Genomic DNA, 16574 nt, shown 5'->3' on the forward strand with positions numbered 1-16574 from the left:
CACGAATTAATAATTAACCTTTTATAATAAAGTAAGATGAAAAAAGTATTTTTAAGTTTAGCTGTTGTTGCTGTTTTAACTGTTGTATCTTGTAAAAAAGCTGACGCTGCAGCTGAAACTGCTGTAGATTCTACTGCTGTTGCTGTTGATTCTGCTGCTGCTGTAGTTGATTCTGCTGCTACAACTGTTGACTCTGCTGCTGCAAAAGTTGATTCTGCTGCTACTAAAGTAGAAGAAGCTGCTAAAGAAGTAAAAAAATAATTAGAACCTAAATTCTAAAGATTTTAAAACCATCCATCGTGATGGTTTTTTTATGTCCAAATTTAAACCCGGACATAATCCATAAAAAAAAAGCGTTTACAATTGTAAACGCTTTTTTTATACACCTAACCTCAACTAATCTATTTCATCCCCTACCATTTCCTCCTCATCTTCAAAAATCGATTCATTCGACGAGAAATCCAAAACCTCAGACTTAGCCGCATAAGTAACTATCTCCTTAATTCCCTTTTGCAAAAGCAACTCCGTTGTATACTTTCGACTTGTCGCAAAATGAACCTCTCCCAACATTAATTTAAAAAAATACTTTCCGCCAGAACCTTTAAACTTCAAAAACTTAGCCTGATCTATATTTGCCTTAAACTTTTCAATATCCTCCTCCCCTTCAAATTTCAATTCATAACTCAAACTCGTAAAAATCACTTTCCCTTTCCTGGAAGTGAAAACAAATTTATATTCATCATTAAATCGCCTGCTAATAACGAATGCACCCATTTATAATTTTAGATTTTAATTTTAGACTTCTTAGATTCTTTAAAACAGATTTGCTTTGCAATTCATTTTAAAACGAGAGTTTACACCATAAAAAAAGCCTCTTCAAAAGAAGAGGCTTTAGTACTCAGAGCGGGACTTGAACCCGCACGAACATTGCTGTTCACTGGATTTTAAGTCCAGCGTGTCTACCAATTTCACCATCCGAGCATTATATGGTTTTGAGCGAAAAACGGGGCTCGAACCCGCGACCTCGACCTTGGCAAGGTCGCGCTCTACCAACTGAGCTATTTTCGCATTTCAGATCTTTTCAAGAACTACAACACATCACTTGTTCTGTATTGCGAGTGCAAATTTAGGACATTTATCCAATTAAACAAGCATTTTTTGAAAAAAAAGTTCAGTTATTTTATAACATTCTGATAACCTAAACTTTAAACCTGACTTTTTTTTAGTTTTATTTCTTCACCAGCATCCTTTTAATCTCATTCAGTTTCATTAGTGCTTCGACCGGTGTAATTGCATTAATATCCAGACTTAAAATTTCCTCTTTTATTTCTTCGAGCAAAGGATCATCCAGATTAAAGAAACTCATTTGCATTTCATCGCTTGCCGCTTTAATTCCATTTAATGCATCACTTGAATGATTTTTTTCTAATTTCTTTAAAAGCTTCTGTGCTTTCGAAATAACAAGCTGTGGCATTCCGGCCATTTTAGCCACATGAATTCCAAAACTATGCGCACTTCCTCCCTTTACCAGCTTTCTAACAAACAAAACTGTATCTTTTAATTCCTTTACAGCAACATTGTAGTTCTGAATTCTAGGCAATGATTCGGTCATTTCATTTAATTCATGATAATGCGTCGCAAACAAGGTTTTCGCTCTTCCCGGATGTTCGTGTAAAAATTCAGCGATAGCCCAGGCAATAGAAATTCCATCATAAGTACTGGTTCCTCTTCCAATTTCATCCAACAACACTAAACTTCTGTCTGAAATATTATTCAAAATAGAAGCCGTCTCATTCATTTCAACCATAAAAGTGGACTCTCCCATCGAAATATTATCCGAAGCACCTACTCTGGTAAAGATCTTATCTACAATTCCCATTCTAACACTATCAGCAGGAACAAAACTTCCCATTTGCGCCAGAAGAACAATCAAAGCAGTTTGTCTTAAAATAGCCGACTTACCCGACATGTTTGGTCCGGTAATCATAATAATCTGCTGAGTCTCTCTATCCAGAAAAACATCATTAGCAATATAAGGTGTTCCGACTGGTAATTGCTTTTCAATTACCGGATGTCTTCCATTTTTAATATCCAATTCAAATGTTTCGTCAATTTCAGGACGCACATATTTATTCTCAATGGCCAGTTGTGTAAATGAACACAAACAATCTAATTGCGCAACAAGATTTGCATTCATCTGAACTGGCTTGATATAAGTTGCAATCCAGGCTACCAACTGCTCAAAAAGGTCAGTTTCAATTTTATAAATTCGCTCTTCTGCGCCTAAAATTTTAGTTTCGTATTCTTTTAATTCCTCAGTAATATATCGCTCTGCATTTACTAACGTTTGCTTTCGAATCCATTCTGCCGGAACTTTATCTTTATGTGTATTTCTAACTTCTATATAATACCCGAAAACATTATTAAAAGAAATTTTTAACGAAGAAATCCCTGTTCGCTCTGATTCTCTTTTTTCAATTCCTTCTAAATATTCTTTTCCGGAAGTTGATATTGCGCGCAGTTCGTCTAATTCTTCATTAATTCCTTTTGCAATTGCATTTCCTTTTGCAATTGCAACCGGAGCATCTTGATTTAATGTTGTTTTGATTTTTTCCCTTAATAAATCGCACGCGTGCAAACTATCACCAATAACTTTAACAGCTTCCTGAGGACTCTCAAGTGCTAAGGTTTTAATTGGAATTATAGCATCTAAAGATTCTTTTAAGTAAACAATCTCACGTGGCGATACTTTTCCTGCCGCTATCTTAGAAATCAAACGCTCTAAATCTGAAATTTGCTTAATTTGATATTGAATATTATGCAGAATTTCGGAGTTAGATTTTAAGTAAGCCACAACTTCGTGTCGGCTTTTTACTTTATTACTGTCTTTTAGTGGTAATGCCAACCAACGTTTTAATAAACGCCCACCCATTGGAGAAAGCGTTTTATCAATAACATCCAGAAGCGTAACTGCATTTGGATTATAGCTATGATACAACTCTAAGTTTCTAATCGTAAAACGATCCATCCAAACATAAGCATCTTCTGCTATACGCTGAATTGCCGTAATATGCTGCACGCGATTATGCTGTGTCTCTGACAGATAATATAAAATTGCACCCGACGCAATAATACCCTCTTTTAACTCTTCGACACCAAAACCTTTTAATGAAGTGGTTTGAAAATGTTTAGTAAGGATTTCTAAAGCATAATCTTCTTTGTAAATCCAGTCTTCCAGATAAAAACTATGAAAGTCTTCTCCAAAAGCCTCTTTAAAATCATTTTTATTATTCTTAGGAACCAGAACTTCACTTGGATTAAAATTCTGCAAAAGTTTATCTATATATTCTGCATTTCCTTGTGCTGTCAAAAATTCCCCTGTTGAAACATCCAAGAAGGACACTCCAATATTTTTATTAGCAAAGTAAACAGATGCTAAAAAGTTATTCGATTTAGACTGCAAAACCTCATCATTTAGAGAAACTCCCGGAGTTACAAGCTCAGTCACTCCTCTTTTAACGATTGTTTTAGTCATTTTAGGATCTTCAAGCTGGTCGCAGATTGCAACACGAAGTCCTGCTTTTACTAATTTTGGCAAATAAGTATTAACGGAGTGATGCGGAAAACCGGCCAAAGCAGTTTCAGTTTCGGATCCTGCACCTCTTTTGGTTAATGTAATACCAAGAATTTTAGAAGCTCTAATGGCGTCTTCTCCAAAGGTTTCATAAAAATCTCCTACTCTGAAAAGCAGACATGCATCAGGATATTTACTCTTGATTTCGTTGTACTGTTTCATTAAAGGTGTCTCTTTCACCACTTTTTCTTTAGCTGCCAAATTATTATATTTTAAATGAAAAATTAAGACAGCGAATTTATGCTTTTTTAGCGGCATATCGAAAGCTTCAAAAATTAAAATATTTTAAGATATTTTTAAGCGAGCATTTAAGATTTTTACATAGATTTGTTCATAATTAAAAACAAAGACCCTAAAAGATGAAAAAAATAATTTTATTTGTTATGCTAGCTGTAGTTGGAATTACAGCTTCTAATGCACAAAGCGCTAAAAAAGCTAAAGTTGCTAAAATCGAAGGTGCAGGAATGGCTTTTGAAACTGAAACTATTGACTACGGAACTATCGCTCATAATGCTGATGGTAAACGTGAGTTTGTTTTTGTAAACAACGGAACTAAACCATTAATCATTACAAACACACAAGGATCTTGCGGTTGTACTGTACCAACTACACCAAAAGAACCAATCGCTCCGGGTGCAAAAGGTATTATTGGAGTAAAATATGCTACTGACAGAGTTGGTGCTTTTACTAAAACTGTAACTGTTACTTCTAATGCAGAAGGACAACCAACAAAAGTACTTACAATTAAAGGTACTGTTTTACCAGATCCTGTAAAAAGTTAATCTGAAAACAAAATAAAATAATCGAAAAAGCTTCCTTATCTTTGGAGGCTTTTTTTATGCTCTGAATACAACACCAATGAGAAAACTTGAAAACAGCGAGCTGGATCGCAAATCAATTGAAGATTTTAAAAAATCAGATAAAACACCTTTAATATTAGTATTGGACGATATTCGCAGTCTGCATAATATTGGATCTGTTTTTAGAACTGCTGATGCTTTCCTGATTGAAAAAATTATTTTATGCGGTATTACAGCTACTCCTCCTAATAAAGAAATACACAAAACTGCTCTTGGTGCAACTGAAACTGTAGCCTGGGAACATCATGAAAATGTACTGGAAGTCATTGAAAATCTTAAGAAAGACAATGTACTAACAATGGCAATTGAACAGGTTGAAAGCGCTGTTTTTCTTCAGGATTTCAAAGTAGAGAAAAATCAAAAATATGCATTAGTTTTTGGAAATGAAGTTTTTGGTGTAGCTCAGGAAGCCGTTGCAATATGTGATGGCTGCATCGAAATTCCACAACTGGGAACTAAACATTCGCTTAATATTGCTGTAAGTGCCGGAATTGTAGTTTGGGATTTGTTTCAAAAATTAAATTGGCCAAATTCTATTTAAAATACATTTTAACTATCGTAAAATGATACTTTACAACGAGTTTTCCCTTGTAAATATTAGAAAATGAGATAATTTATAAAATTGAGCACAATTATCTAATTGACACATTTTCTAATTATCTAATTCAATTTCTTCTGAATTTCATTCAAGATAAAAAGATAATCTTCGTGTTTTTTTACAAAATCACGATCTGATACATCTATGATTAAAACATTGAGATCTGTTTGAGATTTAATATAATCCAAATAACCATTGTTGATTTTATCGAGATAACCCGCCTCTATATTTTGCTCGTAACTTCTGCCTCGCTTTTTAATATTCTGAAGCAGACGCTCTGTATTTTGATACAGATAAATATACAAATCGGGTTTTGGCATTTCCTTATAAATGATATCGAATAAATTTCGGTACAATCGATATTCATCTTCTCCAAGTGTTATTTTTGAAAAAATCAAAGATTTAAAAATATGATAATCCGCAACAATAAAATCTTTAAACAAATCAAATTGCTTTAAATCATCTGATAATTGCTGATAACGATCTGCCAAAAAAGACATCTCAAGAGGAAAAGCATAACGATTTTGATCTTTATAAAACTTGGGCAAAAACGGATTATCTGCAAATCCTTCCAAAACTGGTTTGGCATTAAAATCTTCTGCTATTTTATGTACCAAAGTAGTTTTTCCTGCCCCAATATTTCCCTCAAAAGCAATATAATTAAATTTCTCTAATGCAATTTCTCTCAAAGGATTCCTTAAACTCTGAACAACAGTACAAACACTTTCATCCGGGCTAATGGTAATTAATTCTGAAACCGTTTTTTGTAAAATAGGATGTTCCCAATCAAGTTTTAAATCCTGCATGGGCAATAAAACAAAATTCCTGTTTTGCATTAAGGGATGCGGAATCTGAAGTTTTTCCGAATCAATAATTTCACTATCAAAAGCAATCAAATCAACATCAATTAGTCGGGATTGATATCCTTCCTGATTGAGTCTGATTCTGCCCAATTGTTTTTCAACTTTTAAAACCTGATTCAGTATTTTTTGTGCTGATGAAGTACTATGCAAAAGCAGTGCGCAATTATAAAAAGCATCACTTTCAAATCCCCAGGCTGGTGTTTCGTATAGTCTGGACACCCTGATTACCGTACCTACTTCCTGATGTATTAAAGCAATACAACTTTCGATATTTGCTAACCTGTTTCCCTGATTACTCCCTATAGATAAAACGACTTGATGCTGTGACTTCATAATTAATGCAAATTAACTAAAACTATTTTAGAATTAACCAATATATTTGTGAAACGACACATAGAATTGATTATAGAATTATGTGTTAAAAATTGTAACATATTATCTGTTAACACTACTTATTAAAAAAATATACGTATGAAGTTTTTAGGAAATGTAATTGCCACAGTGATTGGTATTTTTGTATTTATAATGATGTTTTTCTTTGGAGTAATTCTTTTAGGAGCCATTTTTGGAGGTGAAGAAAGTGTATCAGTCAAAAAAGATTCTGTTATTGAACTAAATCTGAAAGAAATCAAAAATGACTATGCCGGTAAATATAAAGATCCATGGGTTACCATTTTTTCTGAACAAAAAGGAATTGGATTAACAGATATAATCAATGCAATTGAAGCGGCAAAAACAGATGATAACATCAAAGGAATTTCTATTTTAAATGATGAATCTTCTTTAGGACTTGCTCAATATAAAGATTTAAGAAATGCACTTGAAAGCTTTAAAAAATCAGGGAAATTTGTTTGGGCATATGCCAATACTTATTCTCAAAAAGAATATTATCTAAATTCTGTAGCCAATACTGTTTATTTAAATCCTGCGGGCGATTTAGACTTTAAAGGACTTTCTTCTGAAGTAATGTTCTTTAAAGATTTCCAGGACAAATCCGGTATCCATATGGAAGTGATTCGTCACGGAAAATACAAAAGTGCCGTTGAGCCCTTTTTAGAAAACAAAATGAGTGATGCCAACAGAGAGCAAGTTACAGCATTACTAAACTCAATCTGGGCGACAGTTTCTGCCGATATTTCTAAAAGCAGAAATATTCCGCTTCCAAAACTTAATGAAATTGCAAACGGCTTATTGGCCAGAACTCCGGAAATGGCGAAAGCTAACGGTTTAATTGATATAATTGCCTACGAAGATGTATATCACGATGCTATTAAAAAAGCATTGAAAGTAACCGGAGATGATGAATATAATAAAATTTCAATTTCAGATTATACTCAAAACAATATCACTACAGCCTTAACGAATACGGCTGATGATCAAATAGCCATTATTTACGCTCAGGGCGAAATAGAAAGCGGTGAAGGAGATGTTACTGTTATTGGTGAAGGCTCTATGCGACGTGCACTTAAAGAAGCCAGAAAAGATGAAGATGTAAAAGCAATTGTATTAAGAATTGACAGTCCGGGTGGAAGTGCTTTAACTTCTGATTTAATCTGGAGAGAAATTGAAATAACAAAAAAAGTAAAACCTGTAGTTGTTTCTATGGGTAATTATGCTGCTTCCGGAGGTTATTATATTGCTTGTAATGCCAACAAAATTTTCGCCGAAAATAATACCATTACAGGTTCTATTGGCGTTTTCGGAATATTGCCAAATTTTAGTCCGTTGGCTAATAAATTAGGGATTAATACAGAGCAGGTAAAAACACATGAAAACGCTGCAAATTACAGTCCATTTGTGCCTGTTGATGAAAAATTCAAAGCTTTTACTTTAGAAGGTGTTGAGCACATTTACAACACTTTTGTAACTCATGTTGCTCAAGGCAGAAAAATGACATTTGCTCAAGTTGATGCCATTGCACAAGGAAGAGTATGGTCTGGTTCTGAAGCTGTAAAAATTGGTCTGGTGGATAAAATTGGCGGATTAAATGATGCTATAGCTGAAGCTGCCAAAATCGCTAAAATAAAAACATACAGTACTCAAAATTATCCTGAGTATGAGAAAACAGTTGGAGATCTTTTATCAAAAATGCCTTTTGCACAATCTAAAGAAGCGTTTATAAAAGAAGAAATCGGAGACGAAAACTATATGCTTATTGAGCAGGTTAAAAAACTTCAAAAGCAAAAAGGAGTTCAGGCCATGATGCCATTTGAAATCAACATTAAGTAATTCAATCCGAAAAATGAAAAATTTATTTTTGTTTGTAAGCGTACTGTTTTTCTCCATTGTAAATGCACAAACCAATAATCAGGATACTTTTAAAGAAACCAATGTTACTTTAAAAATCAATGTTGATCAGCTTTATGGTACGCTCACAGTTCCGGATAATATAAAAAAATGTCCGGTCGCTTTATTAATTACTGGTTCCGGCCCAACAGACAGGAACGGAAACAATCCGATGATGAAAAACAATTCCTTAAAAATGCTGGCCGAGGCTTTAGCAAAAAACGGAATTGCATCATTAAGATATGACAAAAGAGGAATTGGAGAAAGCAAAGCTTCTGCCATAACAGAATCTAGTTTGGTTTTTGAGAATTATACCGAGGACGCCAAAAGCTGGATTAATTTTCTAAAACAGGATAAACGTTTTTCACAATTAACAATTATTGGACACAGCGAAGGATCATTAATTGGAATGATTGCCGGTGCAAAAGCAAATAAGTTCATTTCTATAGCAGGAGCCGGTGAATCTGCAGATCAATTAATAAAGTCACAAATTGCTTCAAAATCAAATAAACAGATAGAAGAAATGACTTTCCCGATCATAGACAGTTTAAAAAGTGGTCATAAAGTAAACAAAGTTGATCCGCTTCTTAATTCGCTTTTCAGACCAAGTATTCAGCCTTATCTGATTTCATGGTTTAAATATGATCCTAAAGCAGAAATAAAAAAGTTGACTGTACCAGTTTTAATCGTACAGGGAAGTAATGATTTGCAGGTGATGGTTAAGGATGCTGAAAATCTAGCGCAGGCCAACAAAAATTCTGAATTAATAATCATTGATAAAATGAATCATATCATGAAAATTATCGATGGAGATAATAAGGCCAATATGGAAAGCTACAATAATGAAACCCTTCCGATTTCAGAAACAATGGTAAATAAGATTGTTTCATTTATTAAAAAATAGATGCAATATCAAAATCGTAAATCCGTTTGAAAATTTCAAGCGGATTTTTTTTATTAAAAATTAATACAATTCTTACATTTTTAAGAAAACTTTATCTGCAAACTGTAGCAAAAAAAACTATTTTTGCATAACTTGATTTTTAAGTAAACCCTCAAATCTATAAATTATGTTAAAGAAAATTTTAAAAATAACCGCCATTATGCTCGTGGTTTTCGTGGCCGCACTATTTGCCATCCCCTATTTCTTCAAGGATCAGATAAAAGCTAAAATTGCTGATGCTATTAACGAAAGCGTTGATGCCAAAGTAAGCTTCGCAGATGCTGATTTAAGTTTGTTCAGAAACTTTCCGAATGCTACTGTCGGAATCGAAAAACTTGTTATTATAAACAAAGCCCCTTTTGAAGGAGACACTCTTGTTTCATTGGGTGAATTGAATTTAAAAATGAGTGTAAAAGAGCTTTTTAAAGGAAAAGAAGAACCATTAAGCATTCAGGGAATTACTTCTGAAAATGGTTTAATCAATATTATTTTTAATAAAGACGGTGTCGGAAACTTTGATATTGCTTTAAAAGACAAAAAAGAAACTCAGAAAGACGATAACAGCAAACCCCTTTCGTTAAAAATTCAGAATTATAAAATCGAGAATTTTACATTCAGATATATTGATCAGGGTTCTAAGATTAAAATGGTAATTGATAGTTTAAATCATGAAGGAACCGGAGATTTTACCAACTCAAAATTAGATCTTACAACAAAATCTACAGCAAAAGTATCTTTAGATATGGACAAAATCAATTACATGAAAAATGTAAAACTGACTTTGGATGCTGTATTAGGAATTGATTTAAACCAAAGCAAATATACTTTTAAGGAAAACAAAGCTTTAATCAACCAATTGCCTTTAGAATTTGATGGTTTTATTCAAATGACAGATAAAGCTCAGATTTATGATTTAAAGTTTAAAACACCTACTTCTTCATTTACCAATTTCTTAGGATTAATTCCATCTGCTTATGCCTCAAGTTTAGATGGTGTAAAAACTACTGGAGATTTTACTGTTGCAGGTTTTGCAAAAGGAGAACTTACAGATACTACTGTTCCTAAATTCAACATTGCGATTGCATCAAACAATGCTTCTTTTCAATATCCTAACTTACCCAAATCGGTTCAGAATATTGTAATTGATACAAAAATTATCAACGAAACAGGGATTCTAAATGATACCTACGTCAATTTAGATAAACTGTCTTTCAGAATTGATCAGGATGTTTTTAATGCAAAAGCAAATATTAAAAACATTACAGTAAATCCTATTGTAGATGCCGCTTTAAAGGGAACAATCAACCTGGCTAATCTTTCAAAAGCATATCCAATTAAAATGGATAAGCCTCTTGCTGGTATTTTGAAAGCTGACGTTACTACAAATTTTGATATGGCTTCTGTTGAAAAAAGCCAATATCAAAACATCAAAAATGCCGGAACAATGAGTTTATCAGGGTTCAAATATACTGATGAGAACAACAAATCTATGAATATCAGTACGGCATTGGTAGAATTTAATCCGAGTAAAATCAACTTAAAGCAATTTAATGCAACTACCGGAAAAAGTGATCTTGCGATTAATGGAGTTTTAGAAAACTTCTACGGATTCATGTTCAAAAAGCAGGAATTAAGAGGTAATTTCAATATGAGTTCAAATCAGCTTGCAGTTGATGACTTTATGACTGCCGGAGAACCTGCAAAAGCAGAAACAAAAACTGCAGCAAAACCAGCTGAGGCAATGAAAATTCCCGCTTTCTTAAACTGCACGTTAAATGCTAAGGCAACAACGGTTTTATACGATAATTTAAAACTGAAAGATGTATCCGGAAGATTGATTATTAAAGATGAAAAAGCACTTTTAGAAAACTTTAAAACTTCTATTTTTGGCGGAACTATTGGTTTAACCGGAGCTGTTTCTACAAAAGAAAAAGTACCTACGTTTGACATGAATTTAGGCTTTAATCAGGTTGATATTGCACAAACTTTCACGCAATTAGACATGATGAAAAAAATTGCTCCTATTGCCGGAATCATCAACGGAAAATTAAATTCTACAATTAAATTAAACGGAAAACTAGATTCAAAAGAATTAACTCCGGATTTAAGTTCAATCTCGGGAGATTTATTAGGACAATTGCTTTCATCTACTGTAAATGCTAAAAATTCCACTTTATTGAATGCTTTAGGCTCAAACATTAAATTTATCGATATGAATAAGGTGAATTTAAATGATATTAAAGCGGCTTTAACTTTTGAGAATGGAAAAGTTAATGTGAAACCATTTGACATCAAATATCAGGATATTAAAATTACCGTTGGCGGAACTCATGGTTTTGATCAGACTATGAATTACAACTTAAAACTTGACGTTCCTGCTAAATATTTAGGAAGCGAGGCAAATGCATTTATATCAAAAATGTCCCCTGCTGATGCTGCCAAACTGGAAAATATTCCAATTAACGCGATGATTACAGGTAACTTTTCTAGTCCAAAAATTAGTACTGATATGAAAAGTGCCGTTAGCAGTTTAGCTTCTCAGGTTGCTAATCAGCAAAAGGAAAAATTAACTCAAAAAGGTACTTCGGCTTTAAATGATTTAATCAACAAAAACACTAAAGCAAAAGATACTACTCAGGCTGCAAAAACTGAAAAGGAACAAAAAACTCAGGAAGTCACTAAAAAAGCAAGTGATTTACTAAATGGATTATTTAAGAAGAAAAATTAAATCTCTACAAAAAAGGGTCAATCTAATCGATTGACCCTTTTTTTTATTAAACTGCTCTGGAATATATATTGAGTCTGCCATTGTTTAAAATACTATTGAAGATTTTAAAATAATCATTTCTGGAACAGTCATAAACATTTATTCCTATACTGCTGTTATCGTAAGGTTCGTATTTTTTTAAATTAGAAACCGAAAACAATCCAACTGTTGGAGTCTGAGCCGAACTTGCTAAATGCATAATACCACTATCGGCACCAATAAACAATTCTGTATTTGCAATCAACGCTCCAATTTCTCTGATATTTTTACTGTAAAACGATGGAGCCTGAAAGCCAATCTGAGAAACGTTTTCGACAGGTAGAACCTCTATAATATTGTAGTCTTTATATTTCCTTTTCAGATCTTTATAAAAAACTTCCCACCAATTTTCTTCAAGGCATTTTGCTCCTGTAGCATAAGTAAAAATACAGATTGTTTTTTTAGAATTAGGAACCAGTTGATCAAGTGCTTTTTTGCCTTCCGTTAATTCAAATGAATTTAATTTCAGGTCTACAGGAGCAATTATTCGGTTACTTTTTTCTATTCCTAATGTCGTAAGATAATTTCGGAAGTTATAAACCGGATATTTTGCGATATGCTCATAATCAGGTTTAAGATCAATTTGACTGTCGGGAAAATCTCCAAAGAATTTATATTTAGCATTTGCCACCTTAACAGCTAATCTTCCTGATGAAGAATTCTGATCAACATTTATTGCAAGATCATATTTTCCGTTTTTGATCACAAACCATACTTTGATATACTCGAGTAAGCTTTTAAAAGGCTTTTTAGGCAAATCTATTATCTTTTCGACATTCTCATAGTTCTCAAAAATAATTGGAGCTAATGTTCCCTTAACAAACAAATCGACTTTACAATTTGGAAACGTTGAAGTTATTTCCTGAAGCAAAGGAGTTATCAGTAAAAGGTTTCCTAATCTCCCGTTTGGTCTGCATACCAAAACTCTTTTGATTTCTGATTTGTTGAGCAAAACAATATTCTGGTCAACTTTTGACTTACCTATATTCCTCGTCAGTAAGTTCATTACTGATCTTCTAAAGGAATTAATTTTACGTGAAACATTCATCTTATAAATAATTTACAGATTAAAATTTTTCCTTTATTTAAGAGAAAAACCGTTCTAAAAGAACTGGAACTAAACTAGTTAATCCCATTTTTTAAAACTAAAATATTTCAATAAGTAATTATTACAAAATTGTAATCAAATGTTTCAACATCTACATACAAATGCAATTTACTTATGTAATAAAATTAATCAAATTATTTATAATCAACAAATTATCAAGTAATTACAAAAATAATAAGTCAAAAAAAGCTTTATACATTTATCGCCACAACATAACCCTCTGAGCCACGTATGTTGAAAACAGTACCGTTTTCGAAGATTAGATACTGCCCTTTAATCCCTTTCAGTTTCCCCGAAAAAGAAGGTGTCTTATCCAGATTTAAACTCGAAATTTTTGCAGGATAACTCAAAACAGGATATTTTAATTCATAAACATCGTTTTTCTGACTGTAAAAATAATCTTTAACTTCTGCAGGAATCAAGCTTTCTACTTTTGCTTTTTCGGCAATTAAATCAAAATCTGTACTAGTATGTTGCAGCATTTTTCGCCAGTTTGTTTTGTCTGTAAAATGATCTTTTAAGGCCACCTCAGTGATTCCGGCCAAATATCTGTTTGGAACTTCAACAATAGAAATTGCCTGATCTGCTCCCTGATCGATCCAACGAGTTGGTACTTGTGTTTTGCGGGTTACCCCTACTTTTACTTCACTTGAAATAGCCAAATAAACAATATGGGGCTGTAATTGTACTTTTTGCTCATATTCAAGATCACGATCTGCGATTCCTAAATGAGCAGTGCTTAATTCAGGTCTCATAATCCAGTCTCCAACAGCAGCACTCGAGTAAAAACATTCATAGCAAAAACCCTGACGGTATATTTTTTTCTTTTTATTGCAATTTAGACATTGGTAACCAACAAAATTAATTTCAATTTCTTTATCCAATAATTGATTCATACTCAAAAAACTGTCTTCGAAAACTAAATAATATTGAATTGGGTCTCCCAGTTCAGTCTGCATTTTTGTAAGTACTCCCTGATATTGCATAAGGCTTTAATTTTTAGATTGCTTGTTATAGATCTTACAATAACCTGAAGATTTTAGAGTTTTTATTGTTAAAAATTCAGGTTATGATTTGGAATCTTTGTTGTAAATAGAGCCGTTTTTTATAAAAAAACACTATTTTTGATATAAGGACAAAGTTAGTATTTGTCTGTCGATATTCAAATCTTAAATTTATGCGTTTTGTTCCCGGACAAAATTCAAAATCTAAAATATAAAATCTTCATGCCCGTATCAATTATCAACTCTTTCGCCTCTTGGGTCCTCAAGCAAAGGATACACCAAATTGAACTTTTTCTTAAATATCCGAATGAAGTTCAGGAAGAACTGTTGCATAATTTACTGACTGCCTCAGAATATACTGTTGTTGGTAAAAAATATGATTTTGCATCGATAAATTCCTATCAGACTTTTACTGAAAGAGTGCCAATATCGAGTTATGAAGAACTACAGCCTTTAATTGAACGTACTCGTCAGGGTGAGCAAGGTGTTTTTTGGGAAACCCCTATAAAATGGTTTGCTAAATCAAGCGGTACAACAAATGCCAAAAGTAAATTTATTCCGGTAAGTAATGAAGCTCTGGAAGATTGCCATTATAAAGGCAGTAAAGATTTGCTTTGTTTGTATTTGAATAATAATGAAGATTCTGAATTGTTTTTAGGAAAAAGTCTTCGTTTAGGTGGAAGTTCTCAGATTTATGAAAACAACAACACTTTCTTTGGAGATTTATCGGCTATTTTAATTGAGAATATGCCAATTTGGGCAGAATTTAGTAGTACGCCAAGCAGCAAAACTTCGCTAATGAGTGAATGGGAAACCAAAATTGCTGCCATTATAAATGAAACTAAGAATGAAAATGTAACCAGTTTTGCAGGAGTTCCGTCCTGGATGTTGGTTTTAATGAATAAAGTTTTAGAAAACACCGGCAATCAAAACTTACTGGAACTTTGGCCAAATCTTGAAGTTTATTTTCATGGTGGCGTAAGTTTTTCTCCTTATAAAGAGCAATACAAGAAAATATTACCGAGTAAAGATTTTAAATACTACGAAATTTACAATGCTTCCGAAGGCTTTTTTGCCATTCAGGATTTAAACAATTCAAGTGATTTATTGCTGATGCTGGATTACGGAATTTTCTACGAATTTATCTCAATGGAAACTTTTGGAACTCCTAATCAAAAAGTGATTCGTTTGGCAGATGTCGAATTAAATAAAAACTATGCGATTGTTATTACGACTAATTCTGGTTTGTGGCGCTATTTAATTGGTGATACCGTTCGTTTTACTTCTTTGAATCCTTATCGAATAAGAGTTACCGGCAGAACCAAACATCATATTAATGTTTTTGGTGAAGAGTTAATGGTCGAAAATACCGATCAGGCGATTGCAAAAGCATGTTTGGTTACTCAAACCGAAGTTATTGATTATACCGTCGCTCCAATTTTTATGCAGGATAAAGAAAAAGGCGCTCACGAATGGATGATCGAATTCAAGAAAAAACCTGCCGATGTAGGTCTTTTCCAAAAAGTTCTGGATGAAACTTTACAGACTTTAAATTCTGATTATGAAGCGAAACGCTACAACAATATGACACTAAATCCTTTGGTGATTAATGTAGCTCGTGAAAACTTATTTTATGACTGGCTTAAAGAAAGAGACAAGCTGGGTGGGCAACATAAGATTCCAAGACTTTCTAATCAGAGAGATTATTTGGAGCAGTTGAAGGAAATGTAGATTTATTTGACAAAATTATTATCATAAAAATTGATGAAAAAAATCTGGATTATATTATTTTTTATTTCATTTCAAACATTCTCTCAAACCAAAGAAGAATGCATAAAAATAATTACCGATTATGGCAACAATTATAATAAACCAGAATTTTCAATTGACTATGTTGATCAAAAGATAAATCCAACATTAATCAAAATTCAAACTTTAATCTGCGAAACTAAAGACAAAGAACTTCTAGAAATTTTTTTAGAAATGATTATAAAATCTTCCGGTTCTGCAAACGAAAGTCCCGCAGATGTGTTAGGTAACATTTTTATTTGTAATCCAGAAATTGTTGAAGAACAATTAAAAGACAAATATAGAAATCACATACTCTTTGATTATTTAGAACTTGGATTTTATAATATTACAATGCACTGGCCTATAAATGGCAAAAATACAGATCTCCAAATAAGAATGAATAAATTGATCACGCAAAAAGACTAAACCAATAGCGAGGATTTCACAAATTTCCACGAAATTTCAATATCTATTTTTCTATTGCCCCTAGCTTCAGCTAGGGGTCGTAATATATTTACTCTGGCTTTAACCGAATTCTACATTGCTAAATAATTTGGCTAAAGCCAAAAAACTTATTTCATTCAATATCCCTCCAGTTAAAGCAGGAGGCAATTCATTCTAATCAGAGAGATTATTTGGAACAGCTGAAGGAGATGTCATAAAAGTTCTCCACGAGAATTT

Annotated in this window: 13 protein-coding genes and 2 tRNA genes; 8 read left to right on the plus strand and 7 right to left on the minus strand. The window is 32.9% G+C overall.

Annotated elements, in window-relative coordinates; genetic code table 11:
• The first annotated feature begins 36 nt into the window (after window positions 1-36).
• Window positions 37-261 carry a hypothetical protein gene (locus OLM51_RS19430; protein WP_213254559.1) on the plus strand — a complete coding sequence of 75 codons (225 nt, stop codon included), beginning with the start codon at window positions 37-39 and terminating at the stop codon, window positions 259-261.
• 135 nt (window positions 262-396) lie between these two features.
• On the opposite strand, the gene OLM51_RS19435 is transcribed toward OLM51_RS19430, so the two are convergent.
• The 4 genes from OLM51_RS19435 to mutS all read right to left on the minus strand — a co-directional run bounded on the left by OLM51_RS19435 (window position 397) and on the right by mutS (window position 3835).
• Window positions 397-774 (minus strand): DUF1508 domain-containing protein, encoded by a 378-nt coding sequence (locus OLM51_RS19435; RefSeq protein ID WP_264552228.1) that lies wholly within the window; start codon window positions 772-774, stop codon window positions 397-399.
• Window positions 775-895: 121 nt separating this feature from the next.
• Window positions 896-981 (minus strand) — tRNA-Leu (locus OLM51_RS19440).
• A 14-nt stretch (window positions 982-995) separates the two neighbouring features.
• Window positions 996-1068 (minus strand) — tRNA-Gly (locus tag OLM51_RS19445).
• Window positions 1069-1228: 160 nt separating this feature from the next.
• Window positions 1229-3835 carry a DNA mismatch repair protein MutS gene (gene mutS, locus OLM51_RS19450; RefSeq protein ID WP_264552229.1) on the minus strand — a complete coding sequence of 869 codons (2607 nt, stop codon included), beginning with the start codon at window positions 3833-3835 and terminating at the stop codon, window positions 1229-1231.
• 158 nt (window positions 3836-3993) lie between these two features.
• Between mutS and OLM51_RS19455 the strand changes: the two genes are divergently transcribed.
• Window positions 3994-4416 (plus strand): DUF1573 domain-containing protein, encoded by a 423-nt coding sequence (locus OLM51_RS19455; RefSeq protein ID WP_264552230.1) that lies wholly within the window; start codon window positions 3994-3996, stop codon window positions 4414-4416.
• 76 nt (window positions 4417-4492) lie between these two features.
• Window positions 4493-5035 carry an RNA methyltransferase gene (locus tag OLM51_RS19460; RefSeq protein ID WP_264552231.1) on the plus strand — a complete coding sequence of 181 codons (543 nt, stop codon included), beginning with the start codon at window positions 4493-4495 and terminating at the stop codon, window positions 5033-5035.
• Window positions 5036-5154: 119 nt separating this feature from the next.
• Here OLM51_RS19460 and folK read toward each other — a convergent pair whose 3' ends face one another.
• Window positions 5155-6288, minus strand: coding sequence for a 2-amino-4-hydroxy-6-hydroxymethyldihydropteridine diphosphokinase (gene folK / locus OLM51_RS19465; RefSeq protein WP_264552232.1), 1134 nt, complete (start codon window positions 6286-6288; stop codon window positions 5155-5157).
• Window positions 6289-6426: 138 nt separating this feature from the next.
• Here folK and sppA point away from each other — a divergent pair, with 138 nt between their 5' ends.
• The 3 genes from sppA to OLM51_RS19480 all read left to right on the plus strand — a co-directional run bounded on the left by sppA (window position 6427) and on the right by OLM51_RS19480 (window position 11912).
• Complete coding sequence (gene sppA, locus OLM51_RS19470; protein ID WP_264552233.1) at window positions 6427-8184, plus strand: signal peptide peptidase SppA; 1758 nt, start codon at window positions 6427-6429, stop codon at window positions 8182-8184.
• Between the two features lie 13 nt (window positions 8185-8197).
• Complete coding sequence (locus OLM51_RS19475; RefSeq protein ID WP_264552234.1) at window positions 8198-9145, plus strand: alpha/beta hydrolase; 948 nt, start codon at window positions 8198-8200, stop codon at window positions 9143-9145.
• A gap of 166 nt (window positions 9146-9311) precedes the next feature.
• Window positions 9312-11912, plus strand: coding sequence for an AsmA-like C-terminal region-containing protein (locus OLM51_RS19480; RefSeq protein WP_264552235.1), 2601 nt, complete (start codon window positions 9312-9314; stop codon window positions 11910-11912).
• Window positions 11913-11958: 46 nt separating this feature from the next.
• Here the strand turns inward: OLM51_RS19480 and OLM51_RS19485 are convergent, their stop codons facing one another.
• Together OLM51_RS19485 and OLM51_RS19490 are read right to left on the minus strand one after the other, a co-directional pair.
• A complete protein-coding gene (locus tag OLM51_RS19485; protein WP_264552236.1) occupies window positions 11959-12996 on the minus strand; it encodes a glycosyltransferase family 9 protein in 1038 nt (345 codons plus the stop codon).
• 293 nt (window positions 12997-13289) lie between these two features.
• Window positions 13290-14084 carry a DUF2797 domain-containing protein gene (locus tag OLM51_RS19490; RefSeq protein ID WP_264552237.1) on the minus strand — a complete coding sequence of 265 codons (795 nt, stop codon included), beginning with the start codon at window positions 14082-14084 and terminating at the stop codon, window positions 13290-13292.
• Between the two features lie 240 nt (window positions 14085-14324).
• Between OLM51_RS19490 and OLM51_RS19495 the strand changes: the two genes are divergently transcribed.
• Entirely contained in the window at window positions 14325-15833 is a 1509-nt protein-coding gene (locus OLM51_RS19495; protein ID WP_264552238.1) for a GH3 auxin-responsive promoter family protein, read from the plus strand.
• Between the two features lie 33 nt (window positions 15834-15866).
• The gene (locus OLM51_RS19500) at window positions 15867-16319 is read left to right on the plus strand and encodes a hypothetical protein (protein WP_264552239.1); all 453 of its coding nucleotides are present in this window, start codon (window positions 15867-15869) and stop codon (window positions 16317-16319) included.
• Window positions 16320-16574 lie beyond the last annotated feature (255 nt).

This window comes from Flavobacterium sp. N2038 (genome assembly GCF_025947185.1).
In the GTDB taxonomy this organism is placed as follows: domain Bacteria; phylum Bacteroidota; class Bacteroidia; order Flavobacteriales; family Flavobacteriaceae; genus Flavobacterium.